The organism is Kribbella sp. NPDC056951, from assembly GCF_042674205.1.
Lineage (GTDB): Bacteria > Actinomycetota > Actinomycetes > Propionibacteriales > Kribbellaceae > Kribbella > Kribbella yunnanensis.
Genome location: NZ_JBHUQZ010000001.1, coordinates 429,326 through 450,733 on the forward strand (window position 1 = coordinate 429,326; position 21,408 = coordinate 450,733).

Below are 21,408 nucleotides of genomic sequence, written 5' to 3' on the forward strand. Positions count from 1 at the left end.
GCATGCGACCGAGGTCAATGCGCCGTGAGCTCGTCGATGAAGAGCCAGTCCGCGTTCGTCCCCGTGGTCTTGCGGAGCGTCACCCGGACATACCGTGCGTCCACCGCGCTGAACGGCAGCTCGAACCAACGCGCGGCCGCCGTCGATGTCCGAGTGCGTTCCGTGTACGACGTACCGTCCGTGCTGGTCGCGACGACCACCTCCGACGGCGCATAGTCGTGCTCCCCGTCGGCATAGGCCCGCACCCGGACCAACGACACCGGTGCCACCGATCCCAGATCCAGTACGACGTCCGCCGTACGAGGTGCCGGATAGCCGTACGAGCGCCCGTCGCGGTAGTGCCCAGCCAGTACGCCGTCCGCCGACTCCGACCCACCATCGGGGTACTGAGCGGCCGGTGCCGAATACGACCGGACCAGATCAGGCCCGATCGCACCCTGTACGACGATCTCGTCCACGAACAGGTAGTCCGCGAAGTGGTGCTCGGTCTTGGTCAGCCGCACGACCACCCCGTCATGGCTGACCGCAGGGAAGCTCAGGTCGTACCACCCGCCAACCGGTACGACGGCCTCTGCCACCACCGCACCGGCAACCACCACCTGCACCTTGTCGGGCGCATAGTCGTGCAGATCGTCGTCGTACGCCGCCACCCGAACGCGGTCGACCACCTTCGACCCGCCGAGATCGACCTCGACCTCCACGCTCTTGGTCTCACCGGCCGCCAACGGATAGCCGTAGCCCAGTCCGTCACCGAATCCACCACCGCGAATGCCATCGGTCGATTCCTGCCCGGAGTCCGGGTAAGCCGCGGCCGGCTCGACGTTCCGATACACCGGCCGACCCCACGCCAGGTTCGCCGGCTCCGAGGCGCCGTACACCTCGACGTCGTCCACGAACATCTTGTCGCCCGTCGCCGACCCGGTCTTCGGGAACTCGAACCGCACGTACCGCGCCGGCGCGGCCGCGAACGTGAGGTCGTACCAAACCCCAGCCGTGCCCCGCGGCGCCGGCTGCGCAGCGCGCGACGTGAAGCGCTCCCCATCAACGCTCGTCAACACCCGAACCTCATCCGGCCGATACGCCGGGTACTCCTCGTACGCATGTGTCCGGGCCCGGCCAACCCGCTGGACCGTGCCAAGGTCCATCGTCAGCGACACAGTCCGCCGAGCGCCCGGCGCAAAGGTGAAACCAACCGACCGGCCGTCGTCCTGAGCATCAGCCAGTACGCCGTCCGTCGCCTCCCCGCCGCTGTCCGGCCGCTCGCCCCACGGTGTCTCCGACCAGCGATACTCGCGCCCACCCGCCAGATTCGGACTCGCGAGGACAGCGCCGGTCACGTCGACCGATGACAGCGCCGATGCCGTCTCGATCCGGACATACCGCGCCTTGGCATTAGGAGTGCTGACACCCGTGCTCGCGGAGATCGGCGTCCACCGGCTCCCGTCGTACGAGATGCTCAGCTTCACCGAAGCCGGTACGCCGCCGGTCCAGCGCAGCCGCACGGTGTCGAGCTGCACCTGCTTGCCGAAGTCGAGCTGACGCCACCCGCTGCCGCTGGTCGTCGTGGCAGGCAGAGCCGGCACCGGTCGACCGGCCGCGAGGTCGAGCATCGTGCGACGGATCCGAATCATGTACGACGTGTCTGGCGTGTACTTGTCACCAAGGGGCACCAGGCCGGCGGCGAGATCGCGCGCGGCGACCGGGTCGGTCTTGCCAAGCAGGTTGAGGACCTCCCAGTCCTCGATGCCGTCGCGCAGCGATTCGTAGCGGACGGTCGACTTGATCGTCTGGCGAGCCCGGTCAGGCAGGACGATGTAGCCGTCGCCCTTCTCGTTGTGCTGGTCGACCGGGTACCACCACTTGTCCATCGCCCAGTGCAGGTAGCCGGAGGCGCCGCGGGAGTACGCGAACCACATCGTCTGCCGCTGGTGCCACTGCGGCTGGTCGACGAAACGGTTGAGGTAGTTGGCGACCGGGATGCTGCAGTTGTACAGCCACAACTCCTTGCCCTGCTCGGTGCGCAGCCGGTCGTACGCCGCGGGGGTCGTGCTGTAGTTGCCCAGGTTCGGGATCATGATGTCGGCGCGCTCGGCCAGCCGGCTCGCCGCCGGCTCCTCGTATGCGGCGTCGCCGAGCTTGATGTCCGGCCAGGCTGCCCGCATCCGGTTCGCGATGCCGGTCCAGGAACTCTCGCCGTTCTTACCAGTGGGCTCGTCGCCGACGTGCGTCCAGAACTTCGACGCCCAGCCCTTCGCTTCCAGGTGAGCGCGCAGAGCCGTCGTGTACTGGTCGAGCCAGCGCGTAGCGGTCGGGCTGTTCCACGCCCGCCGGACCGGAGTGTTGGTCACCGGATCGATCATCTCGACCGACCAGTCCGGGTTCCCGTGGTCGTAGCTCTGCAGGAAGCCCTCGATGCGCTTGACGCCACCGCGGGCCAGGAAGAACTCGACGATCTCGTCGAAGCGCTGCCACTGAAAGACGTACTTGCCGGTGGCCGCGTCGAAGGACGTGTGCGCATCGGTGAGCACCCGCATCATCGGGACGCTGAGGTTGTTGGTCCGATGCGCCTTCCACTCCTTGGCCAGGTTCTCCATCAGGGCCCACCAGCCGTCGGTGTACTTGACCTGACCGAACGCGTCCTCCACCGGCTCCCTACCGCCGAGCTCCGGATCCCCGGTGTCGAGGGCCCCGAACATCAACGACCACAGGGCATTCGTGAACCCGCCATCACTTGCCTCTGGCAACGTCACCGCCCGTACGTCGACCTGGATCGGGACCGCCTGGTCGCCGGCAGTCGTCCGGACGGTCGCCGTACCGGTGTAAAGACCGCCTGGCGTGGTCGCGGGGACGAAGACGCGGATCCAGATCGGCTGGGTGGTCCGAGCCGGTACGTCGCGGGCCGGATCGTTCGACAAGCCGTCGGGGTACTGGCCGGCGCCGGTGCGGGTCAGCGGATACACCGGGTTGGGCGTGCCCGAGTTCCGGTTCAGGTACGTCGTCTCGACGAACTTGTACTCGAGATTCGCGGCCGGGAGCCGGTTCGCGCCGCTGACCAGATCGGTGAAGGCGACCTGGTCGACCCGGAAGGCGTCCGGGCGCCGTACGACGAGCTGGGCCGCCTCGTACTCGTTGCGGGCGGTGTCGAGGCGCAAGACGTCGCCGGAATCGGCGGATGGACGGGAGTCGGGGAATACACTGGTATATACCGATTCGGTCCAGGCCCAGGATCCGGCCAGCGAGCCGGTGGCGCGGGCCTGGGTGAGTGGAGCGAGTGCGATCAGGGTGATGAGGGCAAGAAAACAACGGAAAAGTCGCATGATCCGTCCTCGGGGCGGCCGGGGTTGATACGGCTCAGCGTCGGGCCGCGTGCCGCTTCCGGCAAGAAACTCCACTAGACCATTAGCGTGTGATTTCACCAGGCCGGGGATGCTGATGACCGGCACGGGTGCAGCGGGATAGAGTTACCGACGGGGAACATCGGCGATTCGGAGGATCGACGTGGCATTGGGTAGAACGTCCCCGCGGGACCTTCCGCTGTTCGCGGACCTGTCCGGGAAGGACATCCGGGACATCTTCCGGGCCGGCGAAGAGGTGTCCGTGCCGGCCGGGTGGTCGCTGATCCTCGAGCAGACTCCACCGGATGCGGCGTACCTGATCCTGAGCGGTACGGCGGCGGTCCGGGTCAAAGGCGAGGAGATCGCCGAGCTCGGCCCGGGTGATATCGCCGGCGAGGTCGGGGTCCGGAAGAACACGTTGCGGACGGCAACCGTGACGGCGAAGTCGCGGCTGCAGCTGCTGCACTTCACCCGGGAGAAGTTCGACGACCTGACCAAGCGGCTGCCCGACTTCCGCGAGGCCATCGACGCCACCATCGCCGAGCGTCGCGGTGGAGCCTGACGCCGGAGCTGCCGCTGCTGCCGGGCAGCCGGACCTAGCGGCCCTGCAGGCCGAGTTCGAACGCACTCTGCTCGGCGGCGATCGGAAGTTCACCCGGATCGAGGTATCGCAGCGCGCCGGGATCTCGATCGCCCGCGCCGAGCGGATGTGGCATGCGCTCGGGTTCGCGACGGTGCCGGACGACGAGGTCGCATTCACCGACGGCGACGTCGAGGCGCTGCGGCTGGTCGCGGCACTCGAGGACGACAACTTCATCGATCCCGAGATGGAGTCCTCGCTGGCTCGCAAGCTCGGGCAGACGCAGTCGCGACTGGCCTCGTGGCAGTCGGCGATGTTCCTGGACTTCCTGGCCACGGCTCCGCTGGAGGCCGACGAGGCGCTTGAGGTGGCCGGGCTGCTCCTGCCCGCGATGGAGAAGCTGCAGACCTACGTCTGGCGACGTCACCTGGCCGCCGCGGCCGGGCGGGCGGTGGCGGGTTCCTCTGAGCTGGCGCGGGGGATTCGTGCGGTCGGGTTCGCGGACATTGTCAGCTACACGCGGCTGACCCGCAGGCTGAGTGAGGTCGAGCTTGGGCAGCTGATCGAGCGGTTCGAAGGTATGGCCGCGGATGTCGTGGCGCTGAACGGCGGTCGGGTGATCAAGTCGATCGGCGATGAGGTGCTGTTCGTGACTGATACCGCGGCTCAGGCCGCGGCCGTCGCGCTCGCCCTCCAGGACGCGGTCGCCGCGGCCGGTGATCTTCCTGAGCTGCGGATCGGGCTCTGCTACGGCAGCATCCTGATCCGGTTGGGCGACGTGTATGGCGAGGTGGTGAACATCGCCGCCCGCCTCACTTCCGAGTGCAAACCCGGCCGCGTTCTCGTCGACCGCGAATTGGCGGCCGCCCTCGACGGGCATCCGTCGTACCGGCTTCGCAAACTCCGCCGCGTCTCGGTCCGTGGCTATCACCACCTCGTCCCGTTCGCGCTTCAGCGGGCTGAGACAGAATGAGCTTGTGCAGGAGATCCACACCACCGCTGACCTGATTCGCGCCGCTTCCGGGGATCCGCTGATTGTTTGGGCTGGGCAGGGGTTCGCGCCTGGTGTTCGAGCCTGGTACGACGGGAGCGCGGTCGCTGTTGCGTCGCCGGAGCTCTCGCAACGTGATCGGCTGGCCGTGGCGGGACCGCCTGCGGAGGTGGCTCGGTTGGTGACCGCGGTCGCGGGCGAAGTTGGTCCGTCGTACCGGCCGTTTGGGGATGAGGATCTGCTGCGCGAGCTGGCGGATCGGGTGCCGGGGCTGGAGTTCTCGGCTGCGTTTGGGTGGATGGATACCGCGGAGGTTCCGGTGGTCACGACGACCACGGGATGGCTGGAAGGTGACGACGGGGTGGAGGAACTGCTGGCCGTGGCGTCACCTTCGTCGTACGCGTGGCCCGGGCGTCCTGGGGTACGGCGGTGGGCGGCGATCTCCGGTGGTGACGGGGAGCTGCTGAGTATCGCGGCCGATGCGTGGAGTGCGCCCGAGGTCGGATTCCTGGCCGGGGTGGCGACGCAGGTGGTTGCCCGAGGCAAGGGATTGTCGCGGCAGGTCTGCGGGTTCGTCACCGCTGAGCTGGTCAAACGTCATGGCCGTGCCGGGCTGATGGTCGACCGCGACAACCCCGCCGCGATCGCGGTCTACCACCGCCTCGGCTACACCTACCGCCGCGTCGCCGCGGCGCACTTCTGACTAACGGGTCGGCTGAACCGTCAACGTCGCTCCCGGCGTCGGCTTCGCGCTCGGCTTCACGGCCGGCGGTGTCACCTTGTTCGACGGCGTCGGGTTCGGGGTCGGCGTCGGGTTCGTCGTCGGGCCTGCGGTCGGGAACTGCGGTGGGGTGAACGGCGCCTTCGATTCGTCCTTGCAGACCGGCGACTCGTTCGGGTCGCTTTCGGTGGGGGTGTTCTCGCTCGGGACGTAGGTGGCGACGGCATGCGGGACGATGTTGCTGTTCGCCTGGCCCGAGACGCCGTTGCCGTTGCCGTCCCGCGCACAGTCCTGCGGCGGCAAGGTGATGGCCTCACCGTCCTGCGTGTACAGCGCCACCGAGGTCTGCTTGCCCTGGGCATCGAACGGGTACACGTTCGTCACCTCGGAACCGTTCCACCGCAGGCCTTCGCTCGGCGGGTTGTACGAGCTGGCGCCCTGGTAGTTGTCCCGGTCGAAGACACCGCTGTACGCGCCGAGGAAGGCAGCCGACAGGAAGGCCGGTACGGCGACTGCGGCGACCACGTTGAGCGGGACGACGTACCAGAGCCAGCGGTGGTCCTGCTGGGTGCGGCGGGCGACCCAGACCGACACCACGGCGCCGACGATCGAGCCGACGACGGCGACCGCACCGGCACCGAAGAGCAGGAAGAACCCGCCGCCACCGACCGCACCGCGGAGGACCCACCAGACCGGCTGGCCGATGGTGACGAGCTCCTTGCGCACGTTCGGCGGGATCTGCTCGATGAGGTCGCGGATCGCGCGTTCGCCGCGCTGACCGCGCGGGGTGTCGAGGACGACTCGCGGGTCGTTGTCGCGGAGGGCGCGGACACCGAGGTAGGCCGCGCCGAACAGGATCACGAATCCGATGAACCCGAAGAACGCACTCGCTCCCTGACCACCCGCGAAGACCGCAATGGCGACGAAGAACGGGCCGACGAGGGTGGCGATGATGCCCCAGCGGAGTGCGCGGTTGCCCGGGTTCTGGTCGGTGACCGGCTGGGTCCGCGGCGGATAGCCGGCCGCGGTCCGCAGCTCGGCGGCGTACTCGCGCGGAGTCCCGAGGCGTTCCTGGAGGGCGATACCCGTCGGCTCACCCTCGAACTCCGCCGCGACCTCGGTGAGGTGACCGGTGACGTCGTCGAGCACATCCGCCAGCTCGCCGGGCGGCAAGTCGCTCAGCTCCGCCCGCACCTGGGCGAGATAACTCGCGACCGCTCCGGTCAGAGTGCTGTTCACGCGGCCTCCTTGGTCAGCAGCAGAACCGACATGATGTCGGCGAAATGGGTCCAGGTCCGGGTGGACTGGTCGAGCAGGTCGTGGCCGGTCTTGTTCAGCCCGTAGTACTTCCGATGCGGGCCTTCCTCACTGGGCTGCACGTACGACGTCAACGCTCCGGCTGCGAACAACCGCCGCAACGTCCCATACACCGAGGCGTCCGCCACGTCATGAAGCCCAGCAGCCCTCAGCCGCCGCAACACGTCGTACCCATAACCGTCGGCATCCCGCAAAACCGCAAGCACCGCGAGATCAAGCACCCCTTTGAGCAACTGGCTCGTATCCATCCCCAACCTCCTCATCCACACCACACACTACTACACACTGCGGAGTACTCCACAAACCACCGCCGCAACGACACCGCCTCCGGCGGCGACTCATCCTTTGGCGCCTACGGCGCTGGCTCTCCCGTGATTCCGCTCAAGGTGGTCCCGCGAAGGCAACCAAGGTGGAGCGTGCAAGCGGAGCCGACACCACGAGTTGCCGCCACGCGAGCGACCACCACGACTGAGTCGTGCGACATTCACGCCCGCACGCATGGGCTCTAGTCGCGGAAGGTGATTCGGGGGTGGTGCTCAGTGGGAGGCGAGGGCGAATCGGGGTGATGGGTCAGCCTGGGGCATCCGCCGGCGGACTGGGGTGTCCGCTGTTGGGCTGGGTTGATACGCGCCCATCACCCTGTAGTCGGGCTGTGGGGCGTCCGTCCGTGGGTGGTTGGCGGACGTGCATCACCCGGCAGTCGTGGGGTGTCCGCCGCTGGTGGTGGGCGGACGTGCATCGCCTAGTAAGCGTGCTGTGGGGTGGTCGCGTGGGGTGTGGTGAGCGTGAGCCGGGCCCGGCGCGGGTGGTTGGTGGGTGGTGGCGGTTCGTCGCGAGACGGTGCGGGATGCTGCGATGAGCACGCCAGCCGCGGCGGACGTGGTGACGTGGCGGGTGGGTGCGGACGTGCGCCACTCACTAACCCTGCGAGGAGGTGCTTGGGCAGGGGGTGGTGAGCGTGGAGTGGACCTGGCGGGGGGAGTTGGTGAGTGGGGGCGGTCCGCTGCCACTCACCAACGAGGTTAGTTCTTGGGGTCGCGGAGGTCTGGGCGTTCGGTGGGGGTGGTGATGGCGACGTCCAGGGGGGTGAGCTTGGTGGGGGCGGTTAGTTTGCCGGTGGTCAGGGGGAGGTTCAGGCGGCTGCCGGCTAGGTCTATGTCGATGGAGGCGCCGGTGTCGTTCGGGCTGGTCCATTCGGTGTCGGAGAGGGTGACCGCCAGGCCTAGGACTCGGCCCTTGGGGATGATTTCGTCTTGGGCGCGGAGGGGGACGGTGACGGTGGTCCACTTGCCGGGGGTCAGCGGCTTCGGCTTGGCGAGGGAGTCGCTGTGGGCGGCGTCGATCCAGCCTCGGCTGACGATGCCGTGGTCGGACTGGGCCGTCTGCTTCTCGACCTCGAAGTAGCAGCCGTCGTCGTAGCTGGTCTTCTCGCCGTAGCAGCTCTCGGTGCCGGTACGACGGATGCCCGAGTACCGCGCTGCGTCGCCGTACTCGATGAGTCGGGCGGTGATGGGCGTGGTGGTCGAGTCGGCCTTGATTCGCAACGTCACGGTCGGGGTGCCGCTGACGCGGATTGCGGCCGGCAGTGGCGCGGAGACGAACATCTGGCGGCCGGCGATCACCTCGGACGGCGTGGCGACGATGTCGTCTTCGGTGAGATCGGGGTCGTCGGTGACGGTGACGGTTCCCTTGCCTGGGGCACCTAGTTTGCCGGCGGCGAGCGGGATCGGCATTGCGTGCTTCGCGGCCGGCCAGGTCTTGTAGTCGGCCCACTTGTCGGGCGCGGTTTCGACGGACGCCATCGGTTCGCGCATGACGCCGTTCGGCAGACCCTGCAGCCAGTAGTCGAACCACTTGTGCAGCTCGTCCACCCACTTGTCGCGGCGGAACTCGAACGGGTCCACGTGGTCCTCGAGACCCAGCCACAGTTTGCGGGGCACGTTGTTCTTGGCGAGTGCCGTCCACCACTGGGAGAAGTGGTTGGTCTGCACGTTGTAGTCGCTCAGGCCGTGGGTCATGAAGACCGACGCCTTCACCTTGCGGGCGTCCTTCAGGTAGTCGCGCTCGGCCCAGAACTTCGTGTAGTCGCCGGTCTCGTCGTCGTCGTTGTCACCGAGGTCGGCGCGGACCGCTTCACAGGCCGGCGTGTCGTGGCCGACGTAGCCCGCGAGCCACGGCATGTAGTCGTCGGAGTACGGCACCCCGCCGGAGCGGGTGTAGTCGTACCACGAAGAGATCGCCGAAATCGGCACGATCGTCTTCAGCCCACGGACTCCGGTCGCCGCGACCCCGTTGGCCAGCGTTCCGTCGTACGACTTGCCGATCATGCCGACCGCGCCGGTCGTCCAAGTCGCCGTCACAGGCGTCCCGTCGGACGTGTGCGCGCTGTTGCGGCCGTTCAGCCAGTCGATCACCGCGACCACGGAGTCGATCTCGTCCTTGCCGCCGACGTCACCGCAGCCGGTGGAGCGGTTGGTGCCGACGATGTCGACGCCGACCATCGCGTAGCCGCGAGGGACGAAGTAGTTGTCGTAGAACAGCGGCATCTTCTGGATGACGCCGTTCTCGTCGTAGGTCTTCTTCTCGCTCTCGTTGCCGCGTCCGCAGCAGGAGTAGTACGGCGAGGCGTCCATGATCACCGGGATCTTGCGGCCGGTCAGCGCGGTCTCGCTGGGCCGGACGATGTCGACCGCGATCACGTCGTTCGTGCCGTCGGAATCCGAGTCCATCGCAGTGTCGACGTACACGGACTCGCGGATCGCGTTCGCGTAGTCGTAGACCGGCTTGGTGCTGTTCGTGCTCTGGTCGATGTTCGACGGGGTCTCGGCCGGGGCCGGCGCCCCGCCGCGGTCGGGCCCGTCCGGAAGCGGTGCGGCCGTGGCAGAACCGATGGCAGCACCGAAACAGAGCGCAGTGGACGAGACCAGGATCGTCACCCTGGTGCGGACGGTCGTCATGGCTGGGAAGGCTAGTCACTCGCGGGCCGCAAAGCCAGGTTCTGGGGAGATTGCCCGCGACTTGCCAGGTACTCACGGTGACGGGGACCGGCGCGGGGAACGGCTTTCCGATAAGGTGACCGCCACCGCCCCGGGGGAAGGCACGGAAGGGTAGCCCAGTGAATCTGCGAGCACCGGTGACATTGCTGGACGTGGCACAGCGCGCGGGCGTGTCCGTCGCCACTGCGTCACGCGTACTGAACGGCGGCGACCGCGTACCGCGCCCGGAGCTGCAGGAACGGGTCAAAGCGGCCGCCGACGAGCTCGGCTACACGCCGAACGCGCAGGCCCAGGCCTTGGCGAAGTCGTCGACGAACGTGGTCGGCATCCTGGTCCACGACATCGAGGACCCGTACTTCGCCGCGATCGCGAACGGCGTGATGCGGGCCGCCGACGAGCGCAACCTGCTGGTGATGATGGCCAGCACGTTCCGCGACGCCGAGCGTGAGATTGCTTACCTGGCCTCCTTGCGTGCCCAGCGCGCCCGGGCCGCGGTGATGATCGGTAGCCGGCGGACCGACGAGGAGAGCCTGGCCCGTACGGCGAGCGAGGTGTCGTCGTTCCTGAACTCCGGTGCGGGGCTGGCGCTGGTCAGCCAGTCCGGTATGCCGGCGCACACGATCGAGCCCGACAACCGGGCCGGCGCGGCCGAGCTGGCGCGGTCGCTGGCCGGGCAGGGCTGGCGGAAGTTCGGCATTCTCGGTGGGCCCGATGCACTCGCGACGGCACGGGATCGGCGCGACGGCTTCGTCGCCGGTTTGGCCGATTCCGGACTCGAGCCGGTCGCGATCCAGGCCGGCGACTTCACGCGGGACGGCGGGCATGCGGCGGTCGAGCAACTGCTGGATCGCGGCGTCGACCTGGACTGCCTGTTCGCGGTGAACGACGTGATGGCGGTCGGCGCGATGTCCGCGCTGCGGGCGCGTGGGGTCGACGTACCGGGTCAGCTCGGTGTGGCCGGGTTCGACGACATCGCGACGCTGCGGGATGTCTGGCCGGGGCTGACCACTGTGCGGCTGCCGCTGGAGCAGATGGGCCGGCGTGCGCTCGAGCTGGCCATCGAGGGTGGCGAGGCGACGACCGAGACGTTCAAGGCCGAGGTCGTCCTGCGCGAAAGCACCGCACGCAGCTGAACTAGGCTCGGCAACGTGACCGTTTCCGAGATCTTCGACCCGTCGGCCTGGAAGCAGGTCGACGGCTTCGAGCTGACCGATATCACCTATCACCGCGCGGTCGACGCAGGCGTCGTACGGATCGCGTTCAACCGGCCCGAGGTGCGCAACGCGTTCCGCCCGCACACCGTCGACGAGTTGTACCGCGTGCTCGACCACGCGCGGATGTCGTCCGACGTGGGGTGCGTGCTGCTGACCGGCAACGGCCCGTCGCCGCGGGACGGCGGTTGGGCGTTCTGCTCCGGTGGCGACCAGCGGATCCGTGGCAAGGACGGCTACAAGTACGCCGAGGGCACGACCGCGGAGACCATCGATCCGGCCAAGGCCGGGCGGCTGCACATCCTCGAGGTCCAGCGGCTGATCCGGTTCATGTCGAAGGTCGTGATCTGCGTGGTCCCGGGCTGGGCCGCCGGTGGTGGGCACAGCCTGCACGTTGTGGCGGACCTGACGATCGCGTCGGCCGAGCACGCGCGGTTCAAGCAGACCGATGCGGATGTGGCGTCGTTCGACGGTGGGTTCGGGTCGGCATACCTGGCGCGACAGGTGGGGCAGAAGTTCGCCCGGGAGATCTTCTTCCTCGGTGACGAGTACTCCGCCGAGGACGCGTACCGGATGGGCATGGTGAACAAGGTCGTGCCGCATGCCGAGCTCGAGGCGGTCGCGCTCGAGTGGGGCAAGAAGATCTGCGCGAAGTCGCCGACTGCTCAGCGAATGCTCAAGTACTCCTTCAACCTGATCGACGACGGCCTGGTCGGGCAGCAGATCTTCGCCGGCGAGGCGACCCGACTGGCCTACGGCACCGACGAAGCAGCCGAAGGACGCGACTCGTTCCTGGAGAAGCGCCCCGCCGACTGGTCGCCGTACCCGTACGCGTTCTAGCGGTTGTGCCACTTCTGCACCGGGGCGCCGGTGCAGGAGCGGAGGACGAGGCCGGCGCCGTTGTCGCCGGAGCCGGCGGTGACGCACTTGTGGGTGTTGGGGTTGATCAGCTCACGCTTGTCGGTGAGCTCGAACTTCTGCGCCCACCCGCCGTTGCAGTTGGCGAGCTGGATCCGGGTGCCGTCGGCGCTCTGAGCGTTCGCCAGGTCCATGCACAGACCCATCGAGCGGATCGTGCCATCCGGCTGGAATCCCCAGCTCTGGTTGGCGTTTCCGGTGCAGTCCCAGGCGATCAAGGGCGTGCCGTCGCGGCCGACACCGTTGCCGGAGTCCTTGACGTCGATACAGCGGTTGGACTCGTCGCTCTTCAACGCCATCGGCTGCTGCCCGCCGCTGATGTTCTCCGCGGTCTTGTCGCCGGCCGGGACCTTGACCGTCGTGGTCGTGTTGGTGGTCTTGGTTGCCGTCGTCGTCGCGGTCGCCGTGGTGGTGGCGGTCGTGGTTGTGGTCGCGGTCGTGTTGTTCGGCGGCAGCGTCACGGTCGCGGTCAGGTTCTTGCCCGGGACGGTGACGACCATGGTGGTGTTCTTGCCCGGGACCGTCACTGTTGCCGGAGGCAACGTCACCGTCACGCCGGGCTTGAGCACGGTGGTGATGGACTTGCCCGGCGTCGGGACCGGGGTGGTTCGCTGGTCAAGCATTGGCACATCTGCTGCCTGTGCTGGTGAACTTCCACCGCCGGAGTGCATCAGTGCCGGTACGGCGAACGCGACGCCGGCCACGAATCCCGTCACCAGCAGCGTGGCCGACCAGGCGCGCCGATCCGGCATCCGGCTGACCCGCGGCAGGTCGGGGCGCTGGGCGAAGGTGTCCGCGAAGCGTGACGACGAGGTTTTCGCCGTCTTGCCGGGGATCCGAGGTGACCTCACGTCAGCTCCTGTGCTCTGGGGCGGTCGGGGCGGGCCGCTCATATGAGCGGCAGAGCTCATACCCACAAGGGTTTTCGGGCACTGTCACCCGGCAGGATCACCCCACCAGAGCCGTCCCGTCAAACGCTGGCGAGTCTGTGATACCGGTCACCGCGCAGAACCGACCGGTCGTCGCATGAGACCTCTTTGTTGCGAGCTGTTTACGCAGAGTTGTTGCGATGAGAGCGTTCTCAGTCTACTTTGGCGACTGATCTGGGGGTCCTCCACCGAAGCCGCCACGAGGGAGATCCATCATCGACGAGTGCGCGCGCCGGACCATCGTCATCGACCTGTGTCTGGCCGAACGAGACAGCCTGCGCAGGTATGTGACGAGCATCCTGGGCCGTGACAGTCATGCGGTCGAGGACGTGGTTCAGGAAACCTTGTTACGAGCCTGGCAACTGGCCGAGCGGATCGAGTGGCACGACCGTCCGGTCCGGATGTGGTTGTTCCGGGTCGCCCGCAACCTGGTCATCGACCTGCACCGCCGCGACGGCCGCGCCGTACCGGTCGGATTGGACGCTCCGGATTTCGAGACCGACCGCCAGCCCGACGAGGTACAGCAGGTGATCGACCGCCGGGTGCTGGTCGAGGTGCTGCGCCGGTTGTCGCCCGCGCACCGCGAGGTCGTGGCCCGGATCCACCTGCTCGGGCATCCCGGCGAAGAGGTCGCGGCCGTGCTCGGCGTCCCGCTCGGGACGGTGAAATCAAGGGCCCACAACGCTGTTCGGCAGATCCGCGCCGAGCTCAGCCGCGGAGATTGGGCCGGAGCTGCTGCATGACAGGGTTCGGTAGCAGTGGCGTGCGCGCCTTCCTCGGGTACGTCGGGGTGGCGCTGCTCGTCATCATTCTGGTCAACCTGCTGGTCCGGAAGCTGGGTGGCTGGAAGCGGTTGGGGCGCTGGATCTCGCGCGAGACCCGCCGGACCGTCCACGCGTTCACCGAACCGATCGCAGCCCGCCGTCGCTACCGCCGTCGGCTCAGCCTGCTGACGCAGGTACTGCGGGACCAGACCGCCTGGGATGCGGCGGAGCAGGTGATTGTTGCCGCGGCCAACCTTGTTCCCGGAACGGCGCCGTACGCCGTCGCAATCACCCGCAAGCGAGTCGGCGTACTGGTCGCCGGCCCGGAGGCGGATGTCGACCTGCCCGCGCCGTGGCAGCACGACGACCAGGACCCGCGGTTGTGGTGGATCGACCGCGACAGCCTGCCGGAGCCGACCGCCCGTCTGACCGAGACGCCGCTGCTGGTTTGCCTCGGCACCGACAGCAGCGGCAGCGCCGTACTGATGATCGACGTCCTGTCCGGACCACGCACTCTGTCCGTGTACGGCGTGGATCGGATCGCCCGCCCGGTCGTCCAGGCGATCGCCGCCCAGCTCGACGTCCGGCTGCCGGTCGGGGCGATCGAAGTTGCCGACGGCATCCATTCGCGTCATGACGGTCTGCCGCTCGCCGAGGCGTTGATCCGGCTCGGTGCCTGGTTCGTGGTCGGTGCCGAACCGCTCCAAGGGCCGCTCCCGGCCGGTCGCCGACTGCTCAGTCTCGGCCCGGCGCGCGGCAGCTGCCGGTTGGTCGAAGCGCTGCCCGACCAGACTCTGCGACTGCATGGCGCGGCCGAGTGGCTCCGGATCGATCCGTTGCCGTTGGCAAGGGCTGTCGCGCGCTCGATCCGTCGACTGCCACCGCACGACTTCGGGACCGAGACCGCCGCGCTGGCGAACGAGCCGCTCGATGATCTCGACGACCTGAGCCTGCCGGAGGGCCCGATCGGAGTCTCGGCCACCGCTGGCGAGCCCGCTCGGAAGGCTGCCTCATGGAGCTGAACCTCACCACCGTCGAAGCCCGCTCCGGTGAGCGCTCCGATCGAATCGTCCGCGTCCCACGTGGCCTGTCGGTCGCCGGGTTGGCCGAGGGACTCGGCAAACCCGGTACGCCGCTCTTTCTCGGACGCAGACTGCTTGACCCGACGGCCCCGCTGGCCGGTTCCGGCGTTCGGACCGGTGGTGTCCTCGGGCTTGGCGGGCCGATCGACGTACCGGATCTGCTGCAGGGTCGCCCGACCGGTCCGGCGCCGGTCGTGGTCGAGTTGCACGCGGTCTCCGGTCCGGAGGCGGGTCGGGTCTGGCGGGTCGGACCGGGCAGCCATGAAATCGGTGCGGATCCGCTCTGCACGATCCAGTTGACCGGGAACGACGTACCGCAGGGTGGTCTGTGGGTGACCGTCGGGCCGGCCGGTGAGGCGTTCTGGCATCGCACCGACGACCTGACCGGAGCGGTGGCGAGCCGGCAGATCGGGCCGCCGGAGGACGACGCCGCGACCACGGCGATCCGGGTCGAGGACGACGAGCACGCCGGTGATCCGGCCAAGTCGCAGCGGGTGGTCGATCCCGGCCACGCCGCCGTCGGCGAGGTGCGTGCGTGGCAACCGGACGAGGATCTCGCGGCCGGCACGGTGCTGCTGCGGTGCAGTGGCGCGCTCGAGCCGCAGGCCGCGGTTCGGCTGGCCGACGACGGCTACACCTTGGACTACAACCGGCCGCCGCGACTGGCACCGCACCTGGACGACGAGAAGATCCGGCTGCCAACGCCGCCGGCACCGCCGCAGAAGCGGCCGTTCCCGTGGCCGGTCGTGATGGCCCCGGTGGTGCTCGGCCTCGTGATGGTCGGGCTGTTCAACTCGTACTACTTCCTCGTCTTCACGATGCTCAGCCCAATGATGATGGGCATGAACTTCTTCAGCGCCCGGAAGACCAACCGCGCTGATCACATCGAAGCCCGGCGCCGGTACTTCGCCCGGATGGCGGCTCTCGAGGAGGAGATCGAGGCCGCGGTCACGCGGGAGCGGTTGATCCGCAACCTGACCGCGCCCGACCCGGTCCGGATCGCGCAGCTCGCGACTCGACCGGGCAGCCGGTTGTGGGAGCGTCGCCGTACCGATCCGGACTATCTGCTGCTTCGGCTTGGTACTGCTGACCAGGCGTCGCTGAAAGAGGTCGACGACCAGGGCCGCGAGGAGAACCACCGGACGATCCGCTGGACGATCCCCGACGCACCGATCGCGTTGCCGATGCGTCAGCACGGTGTGCTGGGGATCGCCGGCCCCGAAGCCACGATCCGTGGGGTTGCGCGCTGGCTGGCGATCCAGGCCGCCGTACTGCATTCGCCGCAGGCGCTGAAGATCGTCGTACTGGCTGATGAAGAGACCGTCGACGAATGGAACTGGGTGCGCTGGTTGCCGCAGTTGCAACCGGACAAGGCCGCAGCGGCCGTGCTCATCGCGAACGACGAATCGACGACGTACGCGCGGATCAGTGAGCTGGTCGCGCAGGTCCAGGGCCGGCACCGCCGGACCGCGGCCGAAGGACAGTCGGCGCAGAACCGCCTGCCCGAGACCGAGATCGTGGTGATCGCCGACGGCTCGCGCCGGTTGCGCGACGTACCGGGGTTCATCCAGGTGCTGACCGAGGGGCCGGCGGTCGGCGTGTACTCGGTCTGCCTGGACCGCGACGAGCGGCTGCTGCCGGAGGAGTGCGGCGCGGTGATCGCGGCCGAGGAAGAGACACTGACGATCCGCCGGCCGGGGATCCCCGATCAGGAGGACGTCCGCGCCGACCTGGTCACGCCGCAGTGGTGCGAGCAGATCGCGCGGGCGCTCGCGGCGGTGCGCGACATCAGCCCGGACCACGACGCGGGCCTGCCGAAGCTGGTCAAGCTGCTCGACGAGTTGGAGCTCGAACCGCCGTCGGCCGCGCCGATCGTCGAGCGCTGGCGCCGTCGCCCGGCCAGTACGTCGTTCATCCTGGGCACCGACTTTGACGGCCGGTTCTCGGTCGACCTGGTGGCCGACGGACCGCACGGCCTGATCGCCGGTACGACGGGATCCGGCAAGTCCGAGTTGTTGCAGACGATGGTCGCGTCGCTCGCGGTTGCGAACCGGCCGGATGAGCTGACGTTCGTCCTGGTCGACTACAAGGGCGGCAGTGCGTTCAAGGAATGCGCGGGGTTGCCGCACACGCTCGGCATGGTCACTGACCTCGACTCGCACCTGGTCGAGCGGGTGCTGGTGTCGCTGGACGCCGAGCTGCGCCGCCGGGAGCGGATCCTGGCCGCGGCCGACGCCAAGGACTTGATCGACTACCAGATGAAGCGGGCCGCCGATCCGTCGATCGCGCGGTTGCCACGACTGCTGCTGGTGATCGACGAGTTCGCTGCGATGGTTGCCGAGATCCCCGACTTCGTCCCGGGCCTGATCAGCCTCGCGCAGCGCGGTCGATCGCTCGGGATCCACCTGATCCTGGCCACGCAGCGACCGGCTGGTGTGGTGACCGGTGACATCCGGGCGAACACCAACCTGCGGATCGCGCTGCGCGTCACCGACCAGTCCGAGAGCCAGGACGTCGTCGACGTGAACGAGGCGGCCTCGATCAGCACGGGGATTCCGGGCCGGGCGCTGATTCGCCGCGGGCCGCGACTTGCGGATCTGTTCCAGACTGCATGGGTCGGCGGGGAGCGCAAGGAGGGCGTGGAGCCCACCGGGCCGGTCGATCCGGCTGGCGTTTCGGTGACTGAGCTGCCGTGGGAATCGCTTGGGCGACCGATCGAGCGGGACGATGAGGCGGAGGTCGAGGAGGCTGCTCCGACGGTTCCGCTGACCGATCTGCATGTGCTGGTCGAGGCGGTGCGGGATGCGGCGGCCGAGTTGCCGGACTTCGCCGTACAGCCGAAGCCGTGGCAGCCCGCTTTGGGTGCCCAGCTGTTGCTGGAGGATCTGCCGGATACCAGCGAGACCGAGATGTTCGTGCCGTATGCGCTGGAGGACATCCCGGCGCTGCAGCAGCAGCGGGTTGCGGGGATCGACTTCGACAGCTTTGGTCATCTGTATGTGATCGGTGCGCCGCGGTCCGGGCGTACGCAGGTGCTGCGGACGATGGCGGCCTCGGCGGCGAAGACCCTGAGCGTTGCGGATGTGCACATCTACGGCATCGACGCGGCTGGTGGTGCGCTTGCTCCGCTCGAGACGCTGCCGCACTGTGGGGCGGTCGTTTCGCGGCACGATATGGAGCGGCTGACCCGGTTGTTGCGCCGACTGAATCAGGAGCTGACTGAGCGCCAGGAGTTGGCCGGCCAGCACAACGCGACCGGGCTGAACGAGCTGCGCAAGGCGCTGCCGAAGGCGAAGCGGCCGGCGCACATCATGGTTCTCATCGACGGTTGGGATGCGTTGTCGACGATGCTCGACGACCACGACGGCGGCAACCTCTTCGGTGAGGTACTGCGCCTCCTCCGCGAAGGTGGTGGTCTGGGGATCCACCTGATCGCCACGTCGGAGCGGTCGCTGCTCGGTGGCCGGCTCTCGTCGCACAACGACCACAAACTCTTGCTCCGGCAGGCCGATCGGACCGATTATCAGGCGGCCGGTCTGCGGCTGGCGAAGGTACCGGCGATGATCGGGCCGGGGCGCGGCTGGCACGTGTTGACCGGCACGGAGACACAGGTCGCCGTACTGGCTGAGGGTGGTGGGTCGGCTCAGGTGGAGGCGATCCGGTCGATCGCGGCTGAGGCGAAGAAGCGCGACTTCAAGGTCGCGGACGCGCGGCGGCCGTTCACGATCGCCGAGTTGCCGACGTCGGTCGAGTTCGCCGAGGCGTACGAGAAGGTCGACGCGGCCGACCGGCGACCGCAGTGGGGTCTGATCGGCCTCGGCGGCGATGAGGGCGGTGCGATCGGCGTCGACCTGGGCGGCGTCAGTTCGTCGTACGCCGTCCTTGGTTCACCGGGCTCGGGCCGCAGCAATGCGCTGTCGTGTCTGGCGGTTTCCCTGCTCGCCGCGGGGACCTCGCTGATCGTCATCACCCCACGCGAGTCGCCACTGCGGATGCTTCAACGACACCCGCAGGTCGTGCTGATGCAGTCCGACCCCGCCGAGGACGTCCTACGCGCCGCCCTCGAAGGGCTGCCCGGTCAGAAGGTCGTCGTGATCGACGACGCCGACCTGCTGATGACCGCCGCCGCCGACAAGATCCTGAAGGACATCGTCGTCTCCGGCCGCGACCAAGGCATCGGCCTGATCTTCGCCGCCACCACCGACGGCTTCCAGTCCGGCCTCAGCGGCTGGTCCTCCGCCGCCCGCCGAGCCCGCCGCGGATTGTTGCTCGAGGCCCGTTCCATGAGCGACGGCGAACTCATCGGCGTCCGCGTCGGCTCCAACATCACCCGAGCCACCCCCCGCCTAGGCCGAGGCTGGACCACCGGCCCCGCCTCCCAACCCCTCACCATCCAAGTCCCCCTAACCGTCCTCCGCCCCCAATAACCCCGCCCCGCCCCAGCCGCCGCCGGCTTCGGTCTTGTCCAGTTGGTACGACGTTGTGCGCGGCGCAGTTTGCTGAGCCACAAGGTGGTCCAGCTACCGCAGTCCCCTTTCCCGCACGCCAACCACAGCCCGCCAACCCCAAGCAACCTGCAGCCGCGATCACCCGGCCTCGCCGGCCCTCTTTCCTGCACGGCAACCGCAGCCCGGCAACCCCAGGCGACGGGGAGCCGCGGTCACCGGGCCTCGCCGTCCACCTCAGCCACCGCGGCGCCCAGCCACGCTTTCTTTTTGGTCGGCCGGAGGCGGCGATCAGCCACAGTGAACGTCCCCGGCCGAGTCCTTTCGCGCCTGCACCCCGACTCGACCACCAAAGGCGGCCGACAAAGCAAGAGGGTGCGCCGCGCGGGTGGCTGGGCTGGTTGGCGAGGCCGGCGACCGGGGCTGCGCGTCGTTTGGGGCTGACGGGCTGTGGCTGAGGTGCGTGATGCTCGAGTCTTGCGTTAGTCGGAGGATTTTCGGGTCCACGCGCCGAAAATGCTCCGACCAACGCGCCAGACACCCCCGCGGACCCGAGATCGCGGGCCGGCGATCACCTTGAGCACCCACCAACCATCCGGCACCCGCCGAAACGGTCGAACCGTGCTCAACGTCGACCCGACCAGCGCACCTTGAGCACCCGTCAACCACCTTCCGATCGCGCAGATGGTTGATCCGTGCCCAACGTCGTACGGGGGTAAGGTGGCGCAGGGAAAAGGGGCTCCGGGCGGTGGGTGCCGGGAGCCCCTTGGGGGTGTGGGGGTTACTTGGCCTGGTTGAGGGAGTTGCTGATGCCCTGGTCGAAGTCTTCGGCGTTCTTCTTGATGCTGTTGAACATCTCGCGGAAGTCCTCGATGCCCTTGACCGCGGCCTTCAGGCTGGTGTCGAAGTTGTTGTAGGTGTTGCGAATGACCTCGCTGGACTGCTTGAACACCATGCCGTCGTCGACGAGTGTGTTGACCCGGGTCCGCAGGTTCTCCACCAGCGGGACGATCTGGTCGTGGGCGTTCTTCATCAGGTTGGTGACATCGACGATCTTGCCGTAGTCGAGGTTGATGCCGTCGTACGCCATTGCTGGTGGTCCTTTCGGGGGTGGGCGTGCTAGAAGATCGGTGCGTAGTAGAGCGGGTCGTCCTCGACCGGTTTGGGCTTCTCGACCCAGTCGGCCGAGGTGCCGTCCTCGTTGTCCGGGCCGCGGGTGTACTCGGTCACGGTGCCGTCGGACTTGGTGGTGGTCTTGGTGCCACTGCCGTCACCGCCGAGGTTCGTCACGGTGGTGTCCTTCTTGCCGTCGGCGTCCGTGCTGGTCGCGGTCGACGTACTGCTCCCGTCGGTGTTGATCTTGGTCTCGTCGTGGACCTTCGACCCGTCGGGGTAGTCGCTGTCGGTGATCATCGTGTGCTTGTCGTCGCTGTACGTCGTCACCGAGTGGTACGTCTTACCGTCGTACGTGACCGTGGTTTCTTCCTTGATCACATTGCCCTTGTCGTCCAGGGTCAGATGCGTCTGGATGTTGCCGCGGTCGGTGGTGATGGTCTGGTCGAGCGGCGGGTGGTCACCGGGGTTGGTGGCGCTGCAGAAGTCGGGCTTCTTCTGGCCGGCCGGGAGGTTCTCGCACTCGCTCTTGTGGGCCTGGTAGTAGTCCCACTGCGACTTGTCCCGGTAGTAGTTCGACAGCGCCAGGTTGCTGTTGGTGACGTTCATGCCCTGGGCGATCTCGGCGTCGAACTGGAGGAACGCCTCGCCGACCGAGCCGAACGAACCGGCCAGCTTCTTCAGGCCGTCCTCGGCCTTGGTCATCGTGCCCTGGGCGTTCGTGTGCAGCGCGGTGATCGCGGTGTCGATCTCGCTGCTGCCGAGGATGCTCGAACTGTCCTGCCCGGCCAGCGTGCTGAACAGGCTGTCGTTCAGCGTCGGCTTGATGTTGCCCGCCAGGTCCTCGAGGTCCTTCTTGGCATCGTTGAGCAGGTTGTAGTTCATCTTGAGTTTGTCCGGCACGACCCCTCCTGACTTCTCGCTTCGTACTGACCACGCTGGAGTAGGCCTGCAGGTTCATTCAGATCCTGAATGAACTCATCAGCCCGCTCGTGCGTGGTCTGTA

The 21,408-nt window shown here is 68.0% G+C and carries 15 protein-coding genes; 8 read left to right on the forward strand and 7 right to left on the reverse strand.

The annotated features are described in order from the left end of the window. Window positions 1-14: 14 nt before the first annotated feature. Window positions 15-3,317, reverse strand: coding sequence for a glycoside hydrolase domain-containing protein (locus ACFTSF_RS02150; protein WP_380152066.1), 3,303 nt, complete (start codon window positions 3,315-3,317; stop codon window positions 15-17). 181 nt (window positions 3,318-3,498) lie between these two features. Between ACFTSF_RS02150 and ACFTSF_RS02155 the strand changes: the two genes are divergently transcribed. From ACFTSF_RS02155 to ACFTSF_RS02165, 3 genes are read left to right on the forward strand one after another with little or no spacing between them, the layout of a single operon-like run. After that, window positions 3,499-3,897 (forward strand): cyclic nucleotide-binding domain-containing protein, encoded by a 399-nt coding sequence (locus ACFTSF_RS02155; protein ID WP_344147879.1) that lies wholly within the window; start codon window positions 3,499-3,501, stop codon window positions 3,895-3,897. After that, complete coding sequence (locus ACFTSF_RS02160; protein WP_380152067.1) at window positions 3,887-4,888, forward strand: adenylate/guanylate cyclase domain-containing protein; 1,002 nt, start codon at window positions 3,887-3,889, stop codon at window positions 4,886-4,888. The genes ACFTSF_RS02155 and ACFTSF_RS02160 overlap by 11 nt, the downstream gene beginning before the upstream one ends. Window positions 4,889-4,892: 4 nt before the next feature. After that, entirely contained in the window at window positions 4,893-5,609 is a 717-nt protein-coding gene (locus tag ACFTSF_RS02165; RefSeq protein ID WP_380152068.1) for a GNAT family N-acetyltransferase, read from the forward strand. Here the strand turns inward: ACFTSF_RS02165 and ACFTSF_RS02170 are convergent, their stop codons facing one another. The 3 genes from ACFTSF_RS02170 to ACFTSF_RS02180 form a co-directional block, all read right to left on the reverse strand. Continuing rightward, window positions 5,610-6,866 carry a DUF1700 domain-containing protein gene (locus ACFTSF_RS02170; RefSeq protein ID WP_380152069.1) on the reverse strand — a complete coding sequence of 419 codons (1,257 nt, stop codon included), beginning with the start codon at window positions 6,864-6,866 and terminating at the stop codon, window positions 5,610-5,612. Beyond that, a complete protein-coding gene (locus ACFTSF_RS02175; RefSeq protein WP_132175444.1) occupies window positions 6,863-7,192 on the reverse strand; it encodes a PadR family transcriptional regulator in 330 nt (109 codons plus the stop codon). The genes ACFTSF_RS02170 and ACFTSF_RS02175 overlap by 4 nt, the downstream gene beginning before the upstream one ends. 774 nt (window positions 7,193-7,966) lie before the next feature. Next, window positions 7,967-9,901, reverse strand: a complete 1,935-nt coding sequence (locus tag ACFTSF_RS02180) for a Xaa-Pro dipeptidyl-peptidase (RefSeq protein WP_380152071.1) — start codon at window positions 9,899-9,901, stop codon at window positions 7,967-7,969. Between the two features lie 158 nt (window positions 9,902-10,059). Between ACFTSF_RS02180 and ACFTSF_RS02185 the strand changes: the two genes are divergently transcribed. Beyond that, on the forward strand, window positions 10,060-11,073 hold the full coding sequence (locus ACFTSF_RS02185; protein ID WP_380152072.1) for a LacI family DNA-binding transcriptional regulator: 1,014 nt from the start codon (window positions 10,060-10,062) through the stop codon (window positions 11,071-11,073). A 15-nt stretch (window positions 11,074-11,088) separates the two neighbouring features. After that, window positions 11,089-11,991 (forward strand): 1,4-dihydroxy-2-naphthoyl-CoA synthase, encoded by a 903-nt coding sequence (locus ACFTSF_RS02190; protein WP_344147898.1) that lies wholly within the window; start codon window positions 11,089-11,091, stop codon window positions 11,989-11,991. Here ACFTSF_RS02190 and ACFTSF_RS02195 read toward each other — a convergent pair. Next, complete coding sequence (locus ACFTSF_RS02195; protein WP_380152073.1) at window positions 11,988-12,920, reverse strand: ricin-type beta-trefoil lectin domain protein; 933 nt, start codon at window positions 12,918-12,920, stop codon at window positions 11,988-11,990. The genes ACFTSF_RS02190 and ACFTSF_RS02195 overlap by 4 nt on opposite strands. Before the next feature lie 353 nt (window positions 12,921-13,273). Between ACFTSF_RS02195 and ACFTSF_RS02200 the strand changes: the two genes are divergently transcribed. The 3 genes from ACFTSF_RS02200 to ACFTSF_RS02210 are packed head-to-tail and all read left to right on the forward strand — an operon-like array spanning window position 13,274 to window position 19,271. After that, window positions 13,274-13,741: a sigma-70 family RNA polymerase sigma factor gene (locus tag ACFTSF_RS02200; RefSeq protein WP_380153071.1), complete on the forward strand. Its 468-nt coding sequence runs from the start codon at window positions 13,274-13,276 to the stop codon at window positions 13,739-13,741. After that, window positions 13,738-14,784: a hypothetical protein gene (locus ACFTSF_RS02205; RefSeq protein ID WP_380152075.1), complete on the forward strand. Its 1,047-nt coding sequence runs from the start codon at window positions 13,738-13,740 to the stop codon at window positions 14,782-14,784. The genes ACFTSF_RS02200 and ACFTSF_RS02205 overlap by 4 nt, the downstream gene beginning before the upstream one ends. Beyond that, entirely contained in the window at window positions 14,775-19,271 is a 4,497-nt protein-coding gene (locus ACFTSF_RS02210) for an FtsK/SpoIIIE domain-containing protein (RefSeq protein ID WP_380152076.1), read from the forward strand. Before ACFTSF_RS02205 ends, ACFTSF_RS02210 begins: the two co-directional genes overlap by 10 nt. 799 nt (window positions 19,272-20,070) lie before the next feature. On the opposite strand, the gene ACFTSF_RS02215 is transcribed toward ACFTSF_RS02210, so the two are convergent. Further along, window positions 20,071-20,379: a hypothetical protein gene (locus ACFTSF_RS02215; RefSeq protein ID WP_132409322.1), complete on the reverse strand. Its 309-nt coding sequence runs from the start codon at window positions 20,377-20,379 to the stop codon at window positions 20,071-20,073. Between the two features lie 29 nt (window positions 20,380-20,408). Then, window positions 20,409-21,305: a hypothetical protein gene (locus ACFTSF_RS02220; RefSeq protein ID WP_380152077.1), complete on the reverse strand. Its 897-nt coding sequence runs from the start codon at window positions 21,303-21,305 to the stop codon at window positions 20,409-20,411. Between the last annotated feature and the right edge of the window lie 103 nt (window positions 21,306-21,408).